This window comes from Mesorhizobium sp. L103C105A0, from assembly GCF_000502215.1.
In the GTDB taxonomy this organism is placed as follows: domain Bacteria; phylum Pseudomonadota; class Alphaproteobacteria; order Rhizobiales; family Rhizobiaceae; genus Mesorhizobium.
Genome location: NZ_AYXF01000004.1, coordinates 340,582 through 356,894, shown reverse-complemented (window position 1 = coordinate 356,894; position 16,313 = coordinate 340,582). Strand labels below are relative to the sequence as shown.

Genomic DNA, 16,313 nt, shown 5'->3' with positions numbered 1-16,313 from the left:
GTCAGCTCACCGCGGTCCTTTGTCGGCCGCCAGATCGTTTTCGATCAGGGCGACAGCTTCGCCGATACGGTCGAGCCCGGTCGGCACTTCGAGGCGACAGACGCCGATCTGGCTGGCCAGGGCGGCGCATTGGCGAAGATGTGTCGTGGCAAAATCGCCGACCAGGGCTGGACGGCCGAAACGCGTCACATAGGAAAATTTGATGATTGCCGGCAGGGCGCCGATGCCTGGCAGCGGCGTGATCGCTGCCTTGTCGCCGCGCTCGAGGATATAGATCCGGGTCGCCGGCACCGCGTCTGCCGCAAATCCGGCGTGCAGGCGATGCTGCATCTTGTCGATCGCCGCATGCACCTGCGGGCGTATTTCTGCCTGGCGGATGGGAAACGCGGCGGCGGCATCGGCGGCGAGCTTCAACTGCGGAAAACCCGGAACGATCATCGGCCGGTCCGTGAGATCGAGCGCCACGACATCGTCGGTCAGCAATCGATGCCCGGCACGGATCATCGCGCTCGCCGTCGTCGATTTGCCGGCGCCCTTGTCGCCCATGAAGACAGCGCTCTTGCCGCCGACCGCAATGGCGCTGGCGTGCAGGATGAGCAGGCCGCGCTGGTGCAGGAGCAGTGCCATGACCGGACCGAGCAGCGGAAACGCCAGCAGCGCATCGTCGACATCGGGCGCCGGCTCCACCTCGATGCGGCAGGCATCGGTGATCAGGAAGGCGCCGACCGTCTGCCATGCCAAATATTGCTGCCGCGGCTCGAAACGGAAAGCAGTTCCGGTCTCGGGCGAGGGTTTTGGCAGGTCGATCGGGCCGACCGTGATCAGCACATCGACGCAAGCTGGTTCGCTCGGCTCTAGCTCAGGCAGTTCGACCTGCGAAGCGATCGTCAGCCCATAGGCTTTGTAGAAGTGCTGTGCGCGAGCAGCAATTGCATGGCGGTCATCAGCGGCAAGAGGCATGTTGGCCGGCATCATCAGTGGCTCCCGCGCTGTTGCACCTGCCGCAGCCACAACGATAGCGAAATCGAACGCCATACATACTGGACATCGGGCAAGGTCGCGGCCTCGGGTTGGCTGGAAATGCGGCCATAGGCGGCGGTCACCTCAGGCAGGTTGACGTAAGGGGCAATCCGCGCCGCATCTTTCACCAGCACCTTGTCCAGGAGATCGCGGTGATTGGCCAGCATGCCTTTGACCAAATTGGAGGTGAAATCGATCTTGTCGCGCCGCCACTGCACCGCCGGGGGCAAAATTCCTTCCATGGCACGGCGCAACACCGAGCGGCCAAAGCCCTGGTTCAGCTTTTCCGCGCCGGGCAGTGCCAGGCAGAACTCAACCAGCGGCTTGTCCCAGAAGGGGTAGCGCGGCTCGACGCCGAAATTGGCGGCGGCCTTGTCGAGCACCTCGAAGGCGTGCGGCACCATGCCGTTCGACAGCAGCCAGCGATGGGTCAAGGTCTCGCTGGCGCTGACCGCGGGCGGCATATAGCCGGCCCTGCGGAACCGTTCGACGAGGTCGGTACGCATCGCCAGGTCCGGATTGATCAGGGCGCGCCAGCTCGTCGCCGGCCGCCCAGTGGGATGGCGCCGCAATTTGCCAAGCACGCGGTTCGCGAACCGCTTGATTCTCGCGATGCGCCAGGCCGGCCCGTAAAGGGTAAGGAACTGGTAGTAGAGGCCGAGCATGCCATCGCCATAGGTGTTGGAGGCGCTGCGCAGCTCGCGCCACAGCTCCATCCATTTGCCGGCATAGGCGAGTTCGTGCAGATGGCCGTGGCCCTGCGAAACCACCTCGTCGCCGCCATGGCCGTCCAGCAGCACCTTCATGCCCTTGGCGCCGGCGGTCCTGTAGATGTCGCGGGTCAGCGACAGGCCGGGGGCCAGGAACGTTTCCTCCTGCTCTTCCAGAATGCGTTCGAACTCGGCGAAGGGCGCGTAGTTGCCGACGGAAATCAAAGTGCCGTCGACCTTCTCCTGTCCAAGCACTGCCTCGATGAAAGGCCGCTCGTCCATCGGCGAACCCTTTTCGAACACCAGCGAAAACGTCGGCAGCCTCGGCTTTCTCTGCGCGGCATTCTGAAGGCCCGCCACGCAGGCGATCGAGGAGGAATCGAGCCCTCCGCTCAGCATTGCGCCGACCGCAGGCGTGCCGCGCATGCGGTTGCGGACCGATTGCGAGAACAGATGCCGGAATTCCTCGACCGTATCCGATCGCATCGGCCTTGGCGAGGGTTCGATCTGCCAGTAGCGACGCAGCACCACCTGTTTGCCGGTCACGGTCAGACTGTGGCGCGCCGGCAGGCGGAAGATATCGGCATAGGCTGTCGATTGCGGATCGTCGGGCAGCCCGGCGAGGAAGCCGGAAATCTGGTGTTCGCTGATGCGCATGTCGACGCCGCCGACATCGAGGATCGGCCCGATCTCCGAGGCAAAGACGAAGCGCCGGTCGCTCGAATGATAGTAGAACGGTTTGACGCCGAAATGGTCGCGCACGCAAAACAGCTGCCGGCGCTCGCCATCCCAGATGGCAAAGGCGAAGTCGCCTTGCAGATGCTCGGGGCAGGCTTCGCCCCAGCGCAGATAGGCGCGCATCAACAGCACGGCGTCGGCAACCGAACTGTCCCTGATGCCAAGCCTGGCCAGCAATTCGTCGCGATTGTCCAGCCGGCAGTCCGCGGTGATCGCGAGCTTGCCGCCGGCCATGGTCAGCGGGCCGGGGCCGGCTTCATCGGTGGTGTTGAGCCAGGCGTGGCCAAGAACGACGCCCTCGTCCATCCACCACGAACTGCCGTCAGGCGCGCGATGTTGCATGCGGGCAAGCATGCGCTGGATGTCGGCCGCGGCGGCCGGCTTGCCTTCCTGCCTCAGCAGAATTCCGGCGACGCCGCTCATCGCTCACTGGCCGTGGTCGACGAGATGGTTAAACCTGCCAAGCGAGCCGCCGAGCACGATATGGTCGCCGCTGACCAGCCAGGCATGCGCCTTCAACTCGGTGCCGGTATCGCGCTCGATGCCGATGCGGATTTTTGAGGCGTTGCCCTGGCGGGCAAGCAAATATTGGCCGGAAAGCGCTTGGGTCAGACAGCTTGCGCCAGGCACCAGGCGGGCAGCCGCAGCCACGCCCCAGGCGACACGCCTGAGATCGCCGATGTCAGCTGTCTCGCTTGCATCGAGCCGCGTCACTATTCGGCGAATCCTGTTATAGGAAAGCAGCGTCAGCCCCAGCCGCGCCGCCACGACCACCGCAAGGCAGTGGGCGAGAAAGAGCATCTCCGGCCCGCTCAGCGAGAAAGCTCTAGACAAGTTCCTCATCATGGAGCCTCGCAAGCCCGGCGTCCGCCAAGCCCTTCAACAATCCATCGACATCGGCCTTGCAGCGTTCCGGATCGACATTGTAGCGATCCAGCACGGCGCTGCGGATTTCGGAAATCGGCCGCGGCTCCTGGATCAGCTCCCAGATATAGGCGCCGACGCTGTTCAGGCTGTAATAGATGTTGGACCTCATATCGAGCAGCGCCAGGCCGTTGCCGAATTCGCAGGCCACGGCATCCTTGCTCGCGCTCATCCGATCGTGGTCCGTGGGGTTCCAGTCCATTCCTAAACCTCGCTCACAACACCAACGCTTCGGCAATTCCGGAAAAAGGCGCGAGAGCCGGGGTTTGACCCCCGACTCTCCTTAGTGCGCTCTGTTTGCAGAGTCCGGACTTTGTCACCCCAACGAGAGAAGACTCAGGAGAAGGTGAGTTCGCCGACCGGCGTATGTGCCGGAAACGAGGCGTCGAGTGCCGTAGTACCGCTACCGCCTTGCGTGATGGTCTCGATCGAGCCGTGGACCGTCAGGCTAGGGGTTTCGTACTCATGCTTTTCAACATTCTGTTCCAATTTACTCTCCACTTGTGGACTGGAAGCGGCCTGTCGATTGCCGGCAGCGAGCTATTGCTGCACCGCAATAGCCGCATGGCAGCATTTATGAGTCAAGCCTGATTTACCCGCCGTTAATCAATTCTCGGTTGCGGTAGCCTTCAATGGTGATCAAAACCGCTTGCATTTTCACAGCCTAGGTGATTTCAGCGGAGTGACCGTGGTTCTTAGTTACGTAGCTGATTTTATTACATTAAAATTTAGTCGAACGCTCGTCATTTGGGCGCTAGCGCGTGTTCCCACAAGATTGTTGATGACGTGTCGGGCATAGGCTCCGATCAGGCGACGCCTTGCATCGTTGTACGACTGTGTCGTTAGACGTACAGGTTGCAGGAAAATTGTCTCCGAGGAAAAAACTGGACGCGGCGCATGAATTTGGCGATGCTTTGCTTCGCACTTGCAATATAACGCGCCTGGCGAATTTTTTGCGGAGATGCTGCAGCAGATGGCCTTGCAGGAAGGGACCTTCGAAAGGTTGCGCGCCGCTGGCTGCGCCGACGAAGTGGCCTATGTGCAGGCGTGCCTGCGGCTGTTCTTCGCCTCCGGGGCGAGCCCCAGCACCGCGCCTGCACCGGCCATCTCCGTTGCCGATGTTTGCGACATCGCCAGGCTGAACAAGGTCGCCACCTTCATGCTGAAGGCGCTGTCGCGCCCACCGGCGGGCGAGACGCCGCCGGGATTGCTCGAGTGGCTCGACACTTATCGCCGGCGCACGATTGCGATGAACTCGTCCGGCATCATGGATTCGATGGCCATCGACAAGGCGCTGCGCGGCAGCGGCATCGATTTCGTGTTCCTGAAGGGGCCCCTCCAGCAGCAACTGCTCTTTGGCGACCATTTCATGAAGCCGTCCGGAGATGTCGACATATTGGTGTCGCCGGCCGGCTTCTTTAGAGCTCGCGATGCGCTGCGCTCGATCGGCTACGAGGTCGCCGGCAAGTCCCGCTCCGTCTGGTGGGTGCGCTTTCTGGGCGAGCAGCACATGGTTCGCAGCCAAGGTCGGAAATTGTCCACCGTCGATCTCCATTACCGGCTCCAGCAGCCGGGATCGCCCAGCCCGCGCGATACGGAAGGGTTCCTGCGCCGCAAGCGCGCGCTTGCGATCGCCGGCTCCAGCGTGCCGTTCATCTCGGCCTCCGACACTTTGCTTCTGTCCTGCATCAGTGTCGCAAAGGCGCTGTTCAACCGCGAGCCATGCGCGGGCTATGTCTGCGATATCCGGGCCGCTGCCAGTCGGCTGAGCGAGGCCGAGCAGCAGACTGTGCTCGACTACGCGGCCGAGCAGGGGCTGGCCGACACCCTGCTGCTGGGCCTGCGCGCCGCCGATGTGCTGCTTGGTGGCGCCGGCACGCTGCTGTCGGATCGGGCCACCAGGATCCTGTCACGCATCGGCAATGAAGACCTGTTCCACATGGTCATCGCGCCGTGGCTGTCGTCGCTCAGATGGCCGCAACGGCGCACCGTTTTGTGGGAATTGTGCGGCCGCGAACCTGTCCGCTACCTGACCGAGGCCGGCTGGGCCGCGTCAGCCGACCTCAGCCGGCGGATTTTCGAGCGGGAAAGCCGGTGACGATGAGGGTCGTCATGCAGCAGGCAGATAACGTTCCGTCCCGATCCGCTGGGGATGGATCGGGGTCCGGCGCCGCGCGCCGGGAGGGCGAGGGGCCTCGCGACACTTTATGCAATCGAAAGGCCACCCTATGTCCATGACAGAATCCCGGGTCTGCGTGATCATCGCGGCGCGCAACGCGGCCCGGACCATTCCCGCAGCCATCGCCTCGGCGCTGCGCGAGCCGGAGGTGGCGGAAGTCGTCGTCGTCGACGACGCCTCCACCGATGACACCGCAAAGGTGGCCAGCGCTGCCGATGATGGCAGCGGCCGGCTTTCGGTCATCCGGCTCGACGCCAATCGCGGCCCGTCCTTCGCCCGCAATACCGCCATTGCCGGGTCGAAATCACCTTTCATCAGCATTCTCGACGCCGACGATTTCTTCCTTCAGGGACGGTTTCGCCAGCTGTTTGCCAGCGCCGACTGGGATTTCGCCGCCGACAACATCATGCTGATCCGTGACGATACGGCGACCGATGTCTCGAAGATCGTCGCCCCGTCCTTTTCGGCGGACCCGGAATTCCTCGACTTCGAGCGATTCATCGAGGGCAACATCTCCAGACGGCGTGTCCAGCGCGGCGAACTCGGCTTTCTCAAGCCGGTGATATCAAGGGCTTTCCTCGACAGGCATGGGCTGCGTTACGACGAGAACCTGCGTCTCGGCGAAGATTACGAACTCTACGCTCGCGCCTTTGCCCTTGGCGCACGCTTCAAGGTCATCCGTTCCTGCGGCTATGGCGCGATCGTGCGCGCCGATTCGTTGAGCGGGCGCCACAAGACACAGGATCTGAAGCGCCTCGCCGATGCGGATCTGGCACTGCTCGAGATCGACAGCCTGCCGGAAGGCTCCAAGGCCCTGCTGCGCAAGCACGAGCGGCATGTGCGTGACAAATACCGGCTGCGCAATTTTCTCGATGTGAAGGCCGAGCGCGGCATGGCGTCTGCCGCCGCCTATGCGCTGGCCAGCCAGTCGAACTTCATTCCCATCGTTGTCGGCGTGGCCGCCGACAAGCTCGATGCGTTGTTTCGCCACGCCGGTCTGTCCCCGCGGCAGCAGCCGGTGCCGCCCTTGCGCTTCCTCATGGCCGCTACCAACACGGCGGCGCAAAAGTAGGCTCCGCCAAGTCCGGGACGGCGGCCGCAAGGCTGAAAAAATTGCCTTTCTGAAACTCGGAGGTTGCCTATACGCCCCGACGATGGCACTGTATGTTGCGGTGCAGCAATTTTGGAAGGCCAACCGGATGGCTTCAATTTTCGGCTTCAGGTCCAGGGACCCAGCGCGCGACAAGCAGACCGATCTGGCGCGTTTCGACCGTCTGGCAAAGCTGTTGGATCAGATCACGGCCGAGATTGCGGCCGAGAAGACCGGGTTGGAGGCCCGCTACCGGTCGAAGTCCACCAACGCGGCCTTCCTGGTCGAGTCGATGGAGAACGGCTCGGCGTCGGCACGCAAGCTGTCGGAAGTCGGCGAGCTGACGAAGTCCATCCTGAACTGCGAACAGCGCATCGCCGAGCTGGTGCGCCAGACGAGCCGGATGAAGGAACTGCGTCATTCACTCGACGCGATCGTCGGCGAGGATGGCCAGAGTTCTGATTCGCACGGGGAATATGTCAAACCCGCAGGTCGCTTCGGCTGAACACGGTCACACGAGACACAGAAGAGAAAGTTCGGGGACGGAGGATCGGGATCGGCCCGTTAGCAATGTGGGCCAATCGGTGACTTTGGGTTGGGGCGGAACAGCACAAAGGTGAATTGATATGAACGCAGATCCGAAGACGACGCCCATGGCGGCAATGGATGCCATGATTTCGACGCGGCCAAATCGGCCAATGCGTCTTGTAAACCCAACGCGTCTTCTATCCGTTGGTGCGCTTCTGTTGGCGGCAGCCGCAGCTCTGCTCGGCGCCGCCCACCCCTCCCGCGCCCAGGACGCCTCCCCGGAGATGCAAAGCGCACCGTCCTTCGTCGACGATTTCAAGAGTTTCGATCGTTCGCGCTGGTATGTCTCCGACGGTTGGTCGAACGGCAATCACCAGAACTGCACCTGGTCGAAAAGCCTGGTAAAATTTTCCGACAACATGCTGACGCTCGGCTTCGAAAAGCGCAAACTGAAGGACCGCGAGTTCGCCTGCGCCGAGATCCAGACCAAGCAGCGCTTCGGCTATGGGACCTATGAAGCACGGATGAAGACCGACACCGGATCCGGTCTCAACGCCGCTTTCTTCACCTATATCGGCCCTGCCGACAAACAGCCCTGGTATGAGATCGACTTCGAGGTGCTGACCAAGGATACATCCAAGGTGCAGGTCAACAGCTACATCGCCGGCAAGCCCAAGAACGAGAAGCTGGCCGAGGTCGAAGGCGGCGCCGACAAGGGCTTCAACGACTATGCCTTTATCTGGGAAAAGGACCGGCTGCGCTGGTACGTCAACGGCAAGCTGGTCCAGGAAGTGACCAATCCCGAGCAATTGCCGACCCACTCGCAGAAGATATTCTTCAGCCTCTGGGGCAGCGACACGCTGAAAAACTGGATGGGCGCCTTTTCCGACCCCGGCCGCCAGGTGACGATGCAGGTGCAGCGCGTCGCCTTCACCGCGCTCGGCCAGCCGTGCCAGTTTCCGGAATCGCTGGCATGCAGTGTAAGCAGCATAAAGTAGATCTGAACCGGCCCGGCTATATAAGGCCAAAGGGCGTGAACAGGAATTAACCCGAATGAATTTGACGGTCTTTGGAATTGGCTATGTCGGTCTCGTGCAGGCCGCGGTGCTGGCGGAGGTCGGGCACCAGGTGGTGTGCGTCGATGTCGATGAAAAGAAGGTCGAGCGGCTCAACCAGGGCCTGGTGCCGATTTTCGAACCGGGACTGGAGGCCCTGGTCAAGGAGAACCACGCCGCCGGCCGCATCAAGTTCACCACCGATGCCGCCGCCGGCGTCAAGCATGGCGAGATCCAGATGATTGCGGTCGGCACGCCACCCGGCGAAGATGGTTCGGCCGACCTCAAATATGTGCTGGCGGTGGCCGAGACCATCGGCCGCGAGATGGACGGTCCCAAGATCGTCGTCGGCAAGTCGACCGTGCCGGTCGGCACCTGCGAAAAGGTGAAGGCCAAAATCGCCGCGACGCTGAAGGCGCGCGGGCGCCAGGACCTGGCTTTCGACGTCGCTTCCAATCCTGAGTTCCTCAAGGAGGGTTCCGCCGTCGCCGACTGCATGAAGCCTGACCGCATCATTGTCGGCACCAACAGCGAGGGCACCGAGGCGGTGATGCGGGAGCTCTACGCGCCGTTCAACCGCAACCACGAGAAGATGATCGTGATGGACGTGCGCAGCGCCGAATTCACGAAGTACGCCGCCAACTGCATGCTGGCGACCAAGATCTCCTTCATGAACGAAATGGCCAATTTGGCCGAGCAGCTCGGCGCCGACATCGAGGAGGTACGCAAGGGCATCGGCTCGGATCCGCGCATCGGCTACCACTTCATCTATCCCGGCCTCGGCTATGGCGGTTCGTGCTTTCCCAAGGATGTCCGCGCGCTGATCAAGACCGCCGAAGGTGTCAAGTTCGACGCCAAGCTGCTGCGCGCCGTGGAGGAGCGCAACAATGCCCAGAAGTCGGTGCTGTTCGACAAGGTGCACCGTTATTTCAAGGGCAGTCTCAAGGGCAAGACCTTCGCGCTCTGGGGCCTCGCCTTCAAGCCCAACACCGACGACATGCGCGAGGCGCCGGCGCGCGTCCTGATGGAGGCGCTGTGGCAGGCCGGCGCCAATGTGCAGGCCTACGACCCCGAGGCGATGCAGGAATGCCAGGCCATCTACGGCCTGCGCGACGACCTTTTGTTGTGCGGCACCAAGGAGGCGGCACTGCGCGGCGCCGACGCGTTGCTGATCGCCACCGAATGGAAGAGTTTCCGCGCCCCGTCCTTCGACGCGGTGAAGGATGCCCTGACCACGCCGGTCATCTTCGATGGCCGTAACCTCTATGATCCCAAGGTCATCGCCCGTCACGGCATCGAGTATTTCTCGATCGGCAGGATGGCGGCGTGAAGGCAGGGCGGCACAACGCGGAGCCAGGTTCATGAAAGTTCTGTTTGCAGGCGGCACCGGCTACACGCCGCAATTCAGCGGGGGCGTCCAGTCGAGCACCCACCACCTGGTCGAGCAATTGCGCGAAAACGGTCACGAGGCATCCGTTCTGGCAGCGCTGTTCGGCGACGGCATGTTCGGCTTCAGGGCGCGCGCCAAGATGAAGCTCCTTCGTCAGCGCGCGGTCATCGACAATTTCCCGGGCTATCCGGTTGTACGGGCGTGGTTCCCCTGGGAAGCGGCCGACTTCGCCGTCAAAAAGTTGAGGCCGGATGTCGCGGTCGTGCAGTGCCACAATTCGGTGCCGATCGGCAGAGAGCTGCAGAGGCTTGGCGTGCCGCTGACCGTCTATCTGAGGAATGTCGAATTCGACGAATTGGCCGGCGATCTGCGTGAGCTCCATTCGGCGGTCTATATCGCCAACTCCGAGTTCACCGCGCGCGCCTATAAGGCAAAATTCGATATCGATTCGACGGTTATTCCGCCGACCATCAATCCCGCGTTCTACAGCACACCGACGACCGGTGAATTTGTCACGCTCATCAATCCATATGAGGAAAAAGGCTTCGATCTTGCGGTGCGCATTGCCGCCGCCTGTCCCGAGATCCCGTTCCTGTTCGTCGAAAGCTGGAAGCTCGACGACGATCATCGAGCCCGGATCGAAGCAACAATCTCTCCCCTCCAGAACGTCAAGCTGGAAAGCCGCACCAGCGACATGAAGACGGTCTACGGCCGCACGAAAATCCTGCTTGCGCCCAGCAAATGGGAAGAAGCCTGGGGCCGGGTGGCCTCGGAAGCGCATTGTAGTGGCATTCCCGTGGTCGGCTCGCGGCGCGGCGGTCTGCCGGAAGCGATCGGCGCCGGCGGCGTGGTACTGGACTACGACGCCCCGCTCGCCGACTGGGTCGCAACGATCAGGCGGCTGTGGAGCGATGAGGCCGAGTACAAGCGGCTGTCAGCGACAGCACGTCAGTTTTCGGAGCGGCGGCAGATGAACCCCGACAGCCAGTTCGCAACGTTCATGGGCGTTCTCGACCGCGCAAGACGTGTCGGTTTGGAGCGCGCAGCCTAAACGCGTCGTGTTGCATTTCAGCTGAGACGCTGCACGACCGTGGTCGCGCAAAGTTCCCGTTAGCCAGGTCCAGGCGTCGTGCGCCCGTCCGGATCACTTTTAATTGCTGCAGTGCAATATTTTGTGGCACTGCAGCAATCAACGTGTATTCTGCCTGTCTACATTAGGGCTTGTGCGATATGGACCGCTTGGTCCGAGCAAGCCCCAACCTTATGGGCGGGTCATGCGCGTGGGCTTTGTCGTCGGCGAATTCCCTCTGCTTTCGGAAACCTTCGTCGTGGACCAGATGGCTGGGCTGCTGGCGCGGGGCTTTCAGGTCGAAGTGGTCTGCGAAAAGATGCAAGGTGACCACCGAATTGACCGGCAAAGCGAGCCGATGGCGACGCTGCTCGCCAGAACCCGACATTGGTGGCGATGGGCCGCTGTAATCAGCAAATTTGTACAGCGTCTGCCGCCGCGTCTGCGATACAAGGCCTCGACCGTTCTCGACATCGCCTTTGCACGCCGCCTGAACCGCTGCGACGTGATTGTCGCCCACTTCGGACAGAACGGCGAGAGAGCAGCCGCACTGAAGAAATGGAAGGTGCTCAAACCACCGATCATAACCATCTTTCACGGCGCGGACGTGGCGATCCCGGCGCGGCAGGCAGTGCTCGCGACACAATATGCCGGGCTGACCAAGCATGGGACCCTGAACCTGCCCGTCAACGATTACTTCCGCACGATGCTGCTGGAAGCCGGCCTGTCCCAGGCGAGCACGACGGTCCACCATATGGGAATTGACACCCGCGAAATCGGCTATCGCTGGGAATCGTGGGAAGGCACCCAACTGGTCGTGACGACGGTTTGCCGCCTGGTCGAAAAGAAAGGCGTCGAGTTCGCCTTGCGAGCCCTGGCCTCCCTCAAGGCCTCCCAGCCGCAGCTAGACTGGCGTTACGACATTGTTGGCGACGGTCCTCTGCGGATGAATCTGGAGAAGCTGGCCGTAGAGCTGGGCTTGGCTGGTCGCGTAACATTCCTCGGCAGCCTCCCTCACGCAGAGGTGAAAAGACGGCTTCGCATGGCGCATCTCTTTTTGCTGCCAAGTATCACTGCCAGCGACGGGGATATGGAAGGCATTCCGGTCGCGCTCATGGAGGCCATGGCCGCCGGATTGATTGCGGTCAGCACGTATCATTCGGGAATCCCGGAGCTCATCAAGGATGGGGAGACGGGGTTGCTTGCGCCCGAGCGAGATATTTCAGCGCTTGCCGGCAAGCTTACCTGGGCCGCGGAGCACCCGACCGAATGCGAGCGTATCGCGCTTGCCGCACGCCGCAAAGTCGAGGAGGACTTCAACGCAGATGTTCTGAATGAACGTTTTGCGCAGATCGTTACCCAACTGGCCACATCGAGCCCTGCGCATGCACCCACCGGTCATGTCGGCGTTTCCGAGGGCTTGGCGGATCCTTCATCTGCCGGCTGACACTGCTCCTCTGCGTTTGATCGGCAGGCACGCCAAGCTGAGGGAAATCTTGCTACACTGCACCAAAAATGTTGCAGTGCAGCAAGACCTGTACTAACGTTCCTGCGGGTGGGCCAACAGCGGTAGAGTTCCATGCTGCATGTCTTGTGCTTCCGCCACCCTGTCTTCGGCCCGGCTTTTGTCAAAGGGACACCGGCTCCCCGGACGAGCGCATCCTGCCGATGAAGATCTGCTTTGTAGTCGACAAGTTTCCCTCATTGTCCGAAACCTTTGTTCTCGACCAGATAGCCGGATGCCTTGAGCGCGGCATGGAAGTCGGCGTCGTCTGCAACGAGACGTCCTTCGGCAGGGACAGCAACATCGATGATCCGCGCTGGCAGGCGTTGCCAGGAAAGGTCGTATGCTGGTGGGGTGGCCTGGGTCGCTATCGCCCGCTGCTCAGGAAGTGGTCCGGCAGGTTCTGGGACAAGCTCTCGACCGCCATCGACATTGCTCATGCGCGAAAACTGCAGGGCGCCGACGTCATCGTTGCCCATTTCGGCAACAACGGCATGCGCGTGGCCCGCGCGATCAAGCGCGGGAGGATTTCCGCTCCCCTGGTGACGATATTTCACGGCCGTGATGTCGGCGAACCGCTGCATGACAATACGCTCGCGCGCTACAAGATTGTGTTCGAAAAGGGCGTTCTTCAACTGCCGGTGAATGCGTTTTTCCGCGATGCCTTGATTGAGGTCGGTGCATCGCCGGAGCAGGTTGTGGTTCACCATATGGGGGTGCGGCCGAGTGACATCGACTATCGGTGGCGTTCATGGGAGCAGGCTACGCTCTCCTTCATCTCGGTCTGCCGCCTGACTGAAAAGAAGGGCATCGAATATGCGCTTCGCGCGCTTGCTGGCCTGCCGCGGCGAGACTGGATCTACTCGGTGATCGGCGGCGGAGAACTTCTCGAGCAGCTGAAGGGGATCGCCGCAGAGCTTGGCATTGCCGACAGGGTGAATTTTCTTGGGCCCCGGCCGCACAGCGAAGTCAAACAGCGTCTGCGCGATGCGCATGTGTTCCTGCTGCCCAGCGTCGGCGCCCGCGATGGCGATCTGGAAGGCATTCCGGTTTCCCTGATGGAAGCGATGGCCGCCGGCCTGACGGTGGTCAGCACGTATCATTCCGGGATCCCTGAACTGATCGATGATCACAAGACGGGTTTTCTCGTGGCTGAGCGGGACGTTGCGGCGCTGACCGGAAAGCTTGCCTGGATCGCCGAGAATCCGAAGCCGTGTGAAGAGATCGCTCTCGCAGCGCGCAAGAAGATCGAGGCCGAGTTCAACTCCGATCTGCTGAACCAACATTTCGTGGAAATCGCCATGCGGCTTGGCGAAACGAGGTCGCTTGCATGAACGCCAATCCGCCCCCCCAGTTCGGTCGTGTCGCCCTGCGCGGCGGGCTGGTAACCATCGGCGCCCAGGGCTTCAAGATGGCGATCCAGTTTCTCTCCGTCATCGTGCTGGCCCGTCTGCTCGTCCCCGAGGATTTCGGTCTGGTGGCTTCCGTCGGGCCGATCGTGGCCTTCGTCGGGCTGCTTCAGAATCTGGGCCTGCAGCAGGCTGTGGTTCAGCGCAAGGACATTAGCAACCAGCAGCTCAACCAGGTGTTCTGGATCAGCGCGCTCGTCGGGCTGGGTAGTGCCGTGGTAGTGGCCGGCCTGGCGCCTGCCATCGCCGCGTTCTATGGCGATCAACGTATGTCCGGCATCACCCTTGGCTCCGCCCTGCCGCTGCTTCTCGGCAGTCTCGCCGCAGTGCCGCTGGCGTTGATGAACCGGCACCTGCAGTTCGGCCAGCTCGCACTGAACGACGTGATAAGCGCCGCCGCCGGACTTCTGGCCGCCGCGATCGCGGCCTATGCGGGGTTGGGCTACTGGTCGCTGGTCATCGGCCCGGCGGTTTCGGCAGCTATCGCCCTGGCTGCCGCCTGGCTGGTGGCGCGTTGGACGCCTTTGCGGCCGGACCTGAAGGTCGATGCCGATATATTGTCGTTCGGCGCCAACCTGACCGGCTTCAACCTCGCCAACTTCTTCTCGCGCAATCTCGACAACATTCTCATCGGAAAATATTCCGGGGCGATCGAACTCGGCTATTACGACCGCGCCTACAAGCTCCTGTTGTTCCCGCTTCAGAACATCAACCAGCCGCTTACACGGGTCATGGTGCCGCTGCTCAGCCGCATCCACGATGACAAGGCCCGCTTTCGCGATATCTATGTGCGCACCAACTGGATGCTGGCGGCCGTTACCATGCCGGGCATCGCGGCGCTGACGCTGACCTCCAATCAGATCGTCGGACTTCTCTTCGGCGCGGGCTGGGCACCGGTCGCACCGATCTTTGCCTGGCTGGGCATCGCCAGCCTGGTCCAGTCCGTTTCAAGCACGACGGGATGGATATTCATCTGTCAGGGCAAGACGAAGACCATGTTCCATTGGGGCATCTATTCGTCGCTGACGACCGTCGCTGCCTTCGTCGTTGGCCTGCACTGGGGCGCCGTCGGCGTTGCCGCGGCCTATGCCATCAGCGGTTACGTGCTGCGCGTTCCCGTGCTGGCGCTACTGGTCCATCGCGTCGGTCCGGTGACCGCCGCCGACTTCCTGCTCATGCAGGGGCTTTTCATCGCCTCGTCCCTGCTTGCCTGGTTCCTGTACCTGTGGTTGCCGGCGTCTCTAACGGGCCGGTCAGACCTGCTCGCGGTCTTTTTGGCGCTTGCCCTCAACTACGGCATCGGTCTCGTTTTCATGCTTGCCGTCCCGCAGTCGCGACGCGCTTTGTTCACCACCCTGTCCAACGCCGCGCGCAATATCCGCTGAGCGGCCGGCGATCAGCGGCGCCAGCAGGTTTGTGGCCGACATTGCCGAAGCATGTTCTTCGAGCACGGCCTGAAGGCTTGTCTTGCGATAGCGGTCGAGATTTCCCGCAAATCGGCCGAGCTTTTCGCGCGCCTCTTCGGGCGTCACGGTGTCGATGTCGAGCAGCACATCGTCGACACCGATTCGCTTGGCCACTTCCTTGGTTTTGAACTCGTAGGCGATCGGCAGCACCGGCGTGCCGACGCAAAGCGACATGATCATCATATGCATGCGCGTCGCGACGACGAAGTCGAAGCCCTTCACCAGCGCCATCAACTGGTCCGGCGTGTGGAACGAAGCGTCCACTGTCACGTGGCTGGCGATCTCAGGATCGAGCTCGGCAACGATGGCCTGTGCGGTCTTGGAATCGTCATGGGCATATTCCGGCACGCCCTGACACGTGGAGACGAAGGTCACCTCCTTGCCAAGGTCCCTGACAAGAATTGTGGCGATCTCGCGGACCGAATCCAGATAGCGGCGCATGCCGCCCTCACCGTCGCTGACGTAGTTCCAGTGGCGGACCGAAATAGCGACGCGGCCCGTCGACGCCGGCGGCTGGCTGGAAGCGAGACGCTTGCGGATCCTGTCGGTATCGGCCAAGGCGAATACGGCATCGGCCACCACGTGGCACTTGCCGAGATCCTTCACCAAGTCCCGGATATGGGTCCGCGACCGTTCGTCGCGCAACAGGATGAGCGGACTGCGGTCAAAGATCGGGCCAAGCTCCTGGCGGTTGTAACTTTTGTCGAACGGACCGAGGGATTGCGTGAAGAAGACCGGATCTTTGCCAAATACGGCATCGAGCCTGAACTGATTGAGGCGTCGTTCGAGATTGTAGTTCTCGACGAGATAGGTTCCCCCTGTGGTGACCACCATGTCCGCGTCGGCGTAGATATCGAGACCGCGCCGGTCGCGATGGCTGAAAAAATTGCCTAGCGCGCTGCTGCCAAACCAGCGCAGGGCCTGGAGAACGAGCCGATTGTAGATCGGCTTGAACCGGTCCCTCAGCCCGCTGCCATTCTTGTATCGGAACAGGGATTCCGACAGCAGCTTATGGAATTCGAGGTCGGGATAATCCGTCTTCGGATAGAGTCGTTCCGCAACCTCGGGCTGGCTGTCGAAGACGGCAAACCGCACGTCGCCTTGCACGATCGTCTTGAGAATGTGGCGGATCGCCAGCAGAATCGCCGCATCCCCGGTATTCAGGCAGACTGTGTTTTCAACGACGATCTTCATGGGATACCTCATTTCGTCAGCAGATTCCGCGGCGTGG

Annotated in this window: 14 protein-coding genes and 1 pseudogene; 9 read left to right on the top strand and 6 right to left on the bottom strand. The window is 61.9% G+C overall.

Annotated elements, in window-relative coordinates; all coding sequences use genetic code 11:
• Positions 1–6: 6 nt before the first annotated feature.
• The 5 genes from X727_RS149490 to X727_RS1000000166530 form a co-directional block, all read right to left on the bottom strand.
• A complete protein-coding gene (locus X727_RS149490; RefSeq protein ID WP_023819505.1) occupies positions 7–975 on the bottom strand; it encodes an HPr kinase in 969 nt (322 codons plus the stop codon).
• Entirely contained in the window at positions 975–2,891 is a 1,917-nt protein-coding gene (locus X727_RS149495; protein ID WP_023834387.1) for a lasso peptide isopeptide bond-forming cyclase, read from the bottom strand. Before X727_RS149495 ends, X727_RS149490 begins: the two co-directional genes overlap by 1 nt.
• A 3-nt stretch (positions 2,892–2,894) precedes the next feature.
• Positions 2,895–3,302: a lasso peptide biosynthesis B2 protein gene (locus tag X727_RS149500; protein ID WP_245274170.1), complete on the bottom strand. Its 408-nt coding sequence runs from the start codon at positions 3,300–3,302 to the stop codon at positions 2,895–2,897.
• Positions 3,295–3,564 (bottom strand): PqqD family protein, encoded by a 270-nt coding sequence (locus tag X727_RS149505; RefSeq protein WP_245259933.1) that lies wholly within the window; start codon positions 3,562–3,564, stop codon positions 3,295–3,297. The genes X727_RS149500 and X727_RS149505 overlap by 8 nt, the downstream gene beginning before the upstream one ends.
• A 164-nt stretch (positions 3,565–3,728) precedes the next feature.
• On the bottom strand, positions 3,729–3,881 hold the full coding sequence (locus tag X727_RS1000000166530) for a lasso RiPP family leader peptide-containing protein (protein WP_023684233.1): 153 nt from the start codon (positions 3,879–3,881) through the stop codon (positions 3,729–3,731).
• Between the two features lie 484 nt (positions 3,882–4,365).
• Between X727_RS1000000166530 and X727_RS149515 the strand changes: the two genes are divergently transcribed.
• From X727_RS149515 to X727_RS149555, 9 genes are all read left to right on the top strand, one after another.
• On the top strand, positions 4,366–5,490 hold the full coding sequence (locus tag X727_RS149515) for a nucleotidyltransferase family protein (RefSeq protein WP_023834384.1): 1,125 nt from the start codon (positions 4,366–4,368) through the stop codon (positions 5,488–5,490).
• A 130-nt stretch (positions 5,491–5,620) separates the two neighbouring features.
• Entirely contained in the window at positions 5,621–6,643 is a 1,023-nt protein-coding gene (locus tag X727_RS149520; protein WP_023703574.1) for a glycosyltransferase family 2 protein, read from the top strand.
• Positions 6,644–6,770: 127 nt separating this feature from the next.
• On the top strand, positions 6,771–7,166 hold the full coding sequence (locus tag X727_RS149525; RefSeq protein WP_023668807.1) for a hypothetical protein: 396 nt from the start codon (positions 6,771–6,773) through the stop codon (positions 7,164–7,166).
• 121 nt (positions 7,167–7,287) lie between these two features.
• A complete protein-coding gene (locus X727_RS149530) occupies positions 7,288–8,187 on the top strand; it encodes a glycoside hydrolase family 16 protein (RefSeq protein WP_023834383.1) in 900 nt (299 codons plus the stop codon).
• 55 nt (positions 8,188–8,242) lie between these two features.
• Entirely contained in the window at positions 8,243–9,574 is a 1,332-nt protein-coding gene (locus X727_RS149535; protein ID WP_023668805.1) for a UDP-glucose/GDP-mannose dehydrogenase family protein, read from the top strand.
• Between the two features lie 31 nt (positions 9,575–9,605).
• The gene (locus tag X727_RS149540) at positions 9,606–10,685 is read left to right on the top strand and encodes a glycosyltransferase (protein WP_023668804.1); all 1,080 of its coding nucleotides are present in this window, start codon (positions 9,606–9,608) and stop codon (positions 10,683–10,685) included.
• 223 nt (positions 10,686–10,908) lie between these two features.
• Positions 10,909–12,150, top strand: coding sequence for a glycosyltransferase (locus X727_RS149545; RefSeq protein ID WP_023736210.1), 1,242 nt, complete (start codon positions 10,909–10,911; stop codon positions 12,148–12,150).
• Between the two features lie 221 nt (positions 12,151–12,371).
• Positions 12,372–13,541 carry a glycosyltransferase gene (locus X727_RS149550; RefSeq protein WP_023736209.1) on the top strand — a complete coding sequence of 390 codons (1,170 nt, stop codon included), beginning with the start codon at positions 12,372–12,374 and terminating at the stop codon, positions 13,539–13,541.
• Positions 13,538–15,001: a lipopolysaccharide biosynthesis protein gene (locus X727_RS149555; RefSeq protein ID WP_023834382.1), complete on the top strand. Its 1,464-nt coding sequence runs from the start codon at positions 13,538–13,540 to the stop codon at positions 14,999–15,001. The genes X727_RS149550 and X727_RS149555 overlap by 4 nt, the downstream gene beginning before the upstream one ends.
• Positions 15,002–15,226: 225 nt before the next feature.
• On the opposite strand, the pseudogene X727_RS1000000166525 reads toward X727_RS149555, so the two are convergent.
• Positions 15,227–16,276 (bottom strand): annotated as a pseudogene (locus tag X727_RS1000000166525) (polysaccharide pyruvyl transferase family protein); the annotation flags it as partial.
• Positions 16,277–16,313 lie beyond the last annotated feature (37 nt).

Bases quoted from the DNA above. Each gene is read 5' to 3' on its own strand.
- X727_RS149555 (WP_023834382.1), top strand. From the start codon at position 13,538: ATGAACGCCAATCCGCCCCCCCAGTTCGGTCGTGTCGCCCTGCGCGGC.
- X727_RS149520 (WP_023703574.1), top strand. From the start codon at position 5,621: ATGTCCATGACAGAATCCCGGGTCTGCGTGATCATCGCGGCGCGCAAC.
- X727_RS149530 (WP_023834383.1), top strand. From the start codon at position 7,288: ATGAACGCAGATCCGAAGACGACGCCCATGGCGGCAATGGATGCCATG.
- X727_RS149550 (WP_023736209.1), top strand. From the start codon at position 12,372: ATGAAGATCTGCTTTGTAGTCGACAAGTTTCCCTCATTGTCCGAAACC.
- X727_RS149515 (WP_023834384.1), top strand. From the start codon at position 4,366: ATGGCCTTGCAGGAAGGGACCTTCGAAAGGTTGCGCGCCGCTGGCTGC.
- X727_RS149525 (WP_023668807.1), top strand. From the start codon at position 6,771: ATGGCTTCAATTTTCGGCTTCAGGTCCAGGGACCCAGCGCGCGACAAG.
- X727_RS149505 (WP_245259933.1), bottom strand. From the start codon at position 3,564: ATGAGCGCGAGCAAGGATGCCGTGGCCTGCGAATTCGGCAACGGCCTG.
- X727_RS149490 (WP_023819505.1), bottom strand. From the start codon at position 975: ATGATGCCGGCCAACATGCCTCTTGCCGCTGATGACCGCCATGCAATT.
- X727_RS149495 (WP_023834387.1), bottom strand. From the start codon at position 2,891: ATGAGCGGCGTCGCCGGAATTCTGCTGAGGCAGGAAGGCAAGCCGGCC.
- X727_RS149540 (WP_023668804.1), top strand. From the start codon at position 9,606: ATGAAAGTTCTGTTTGCAGGCGGCACCGGCTACACGCCGCAATTCAGC.
- X727_RS149535 (WP_023668805.1), top strand. From the start codon at position 8,243: ATGAATTTGACGGTCTTTGGAATTGGCTATGTCGGTCTCGTGCAGGCC.
- X727_RS149545 (WP_023736210.1), top strand. From the start codon at position 10,909: ATGCGCGTGGGCTTTGTCGTCGGCGAATTCCCTCTGCTTTCGGAAACC.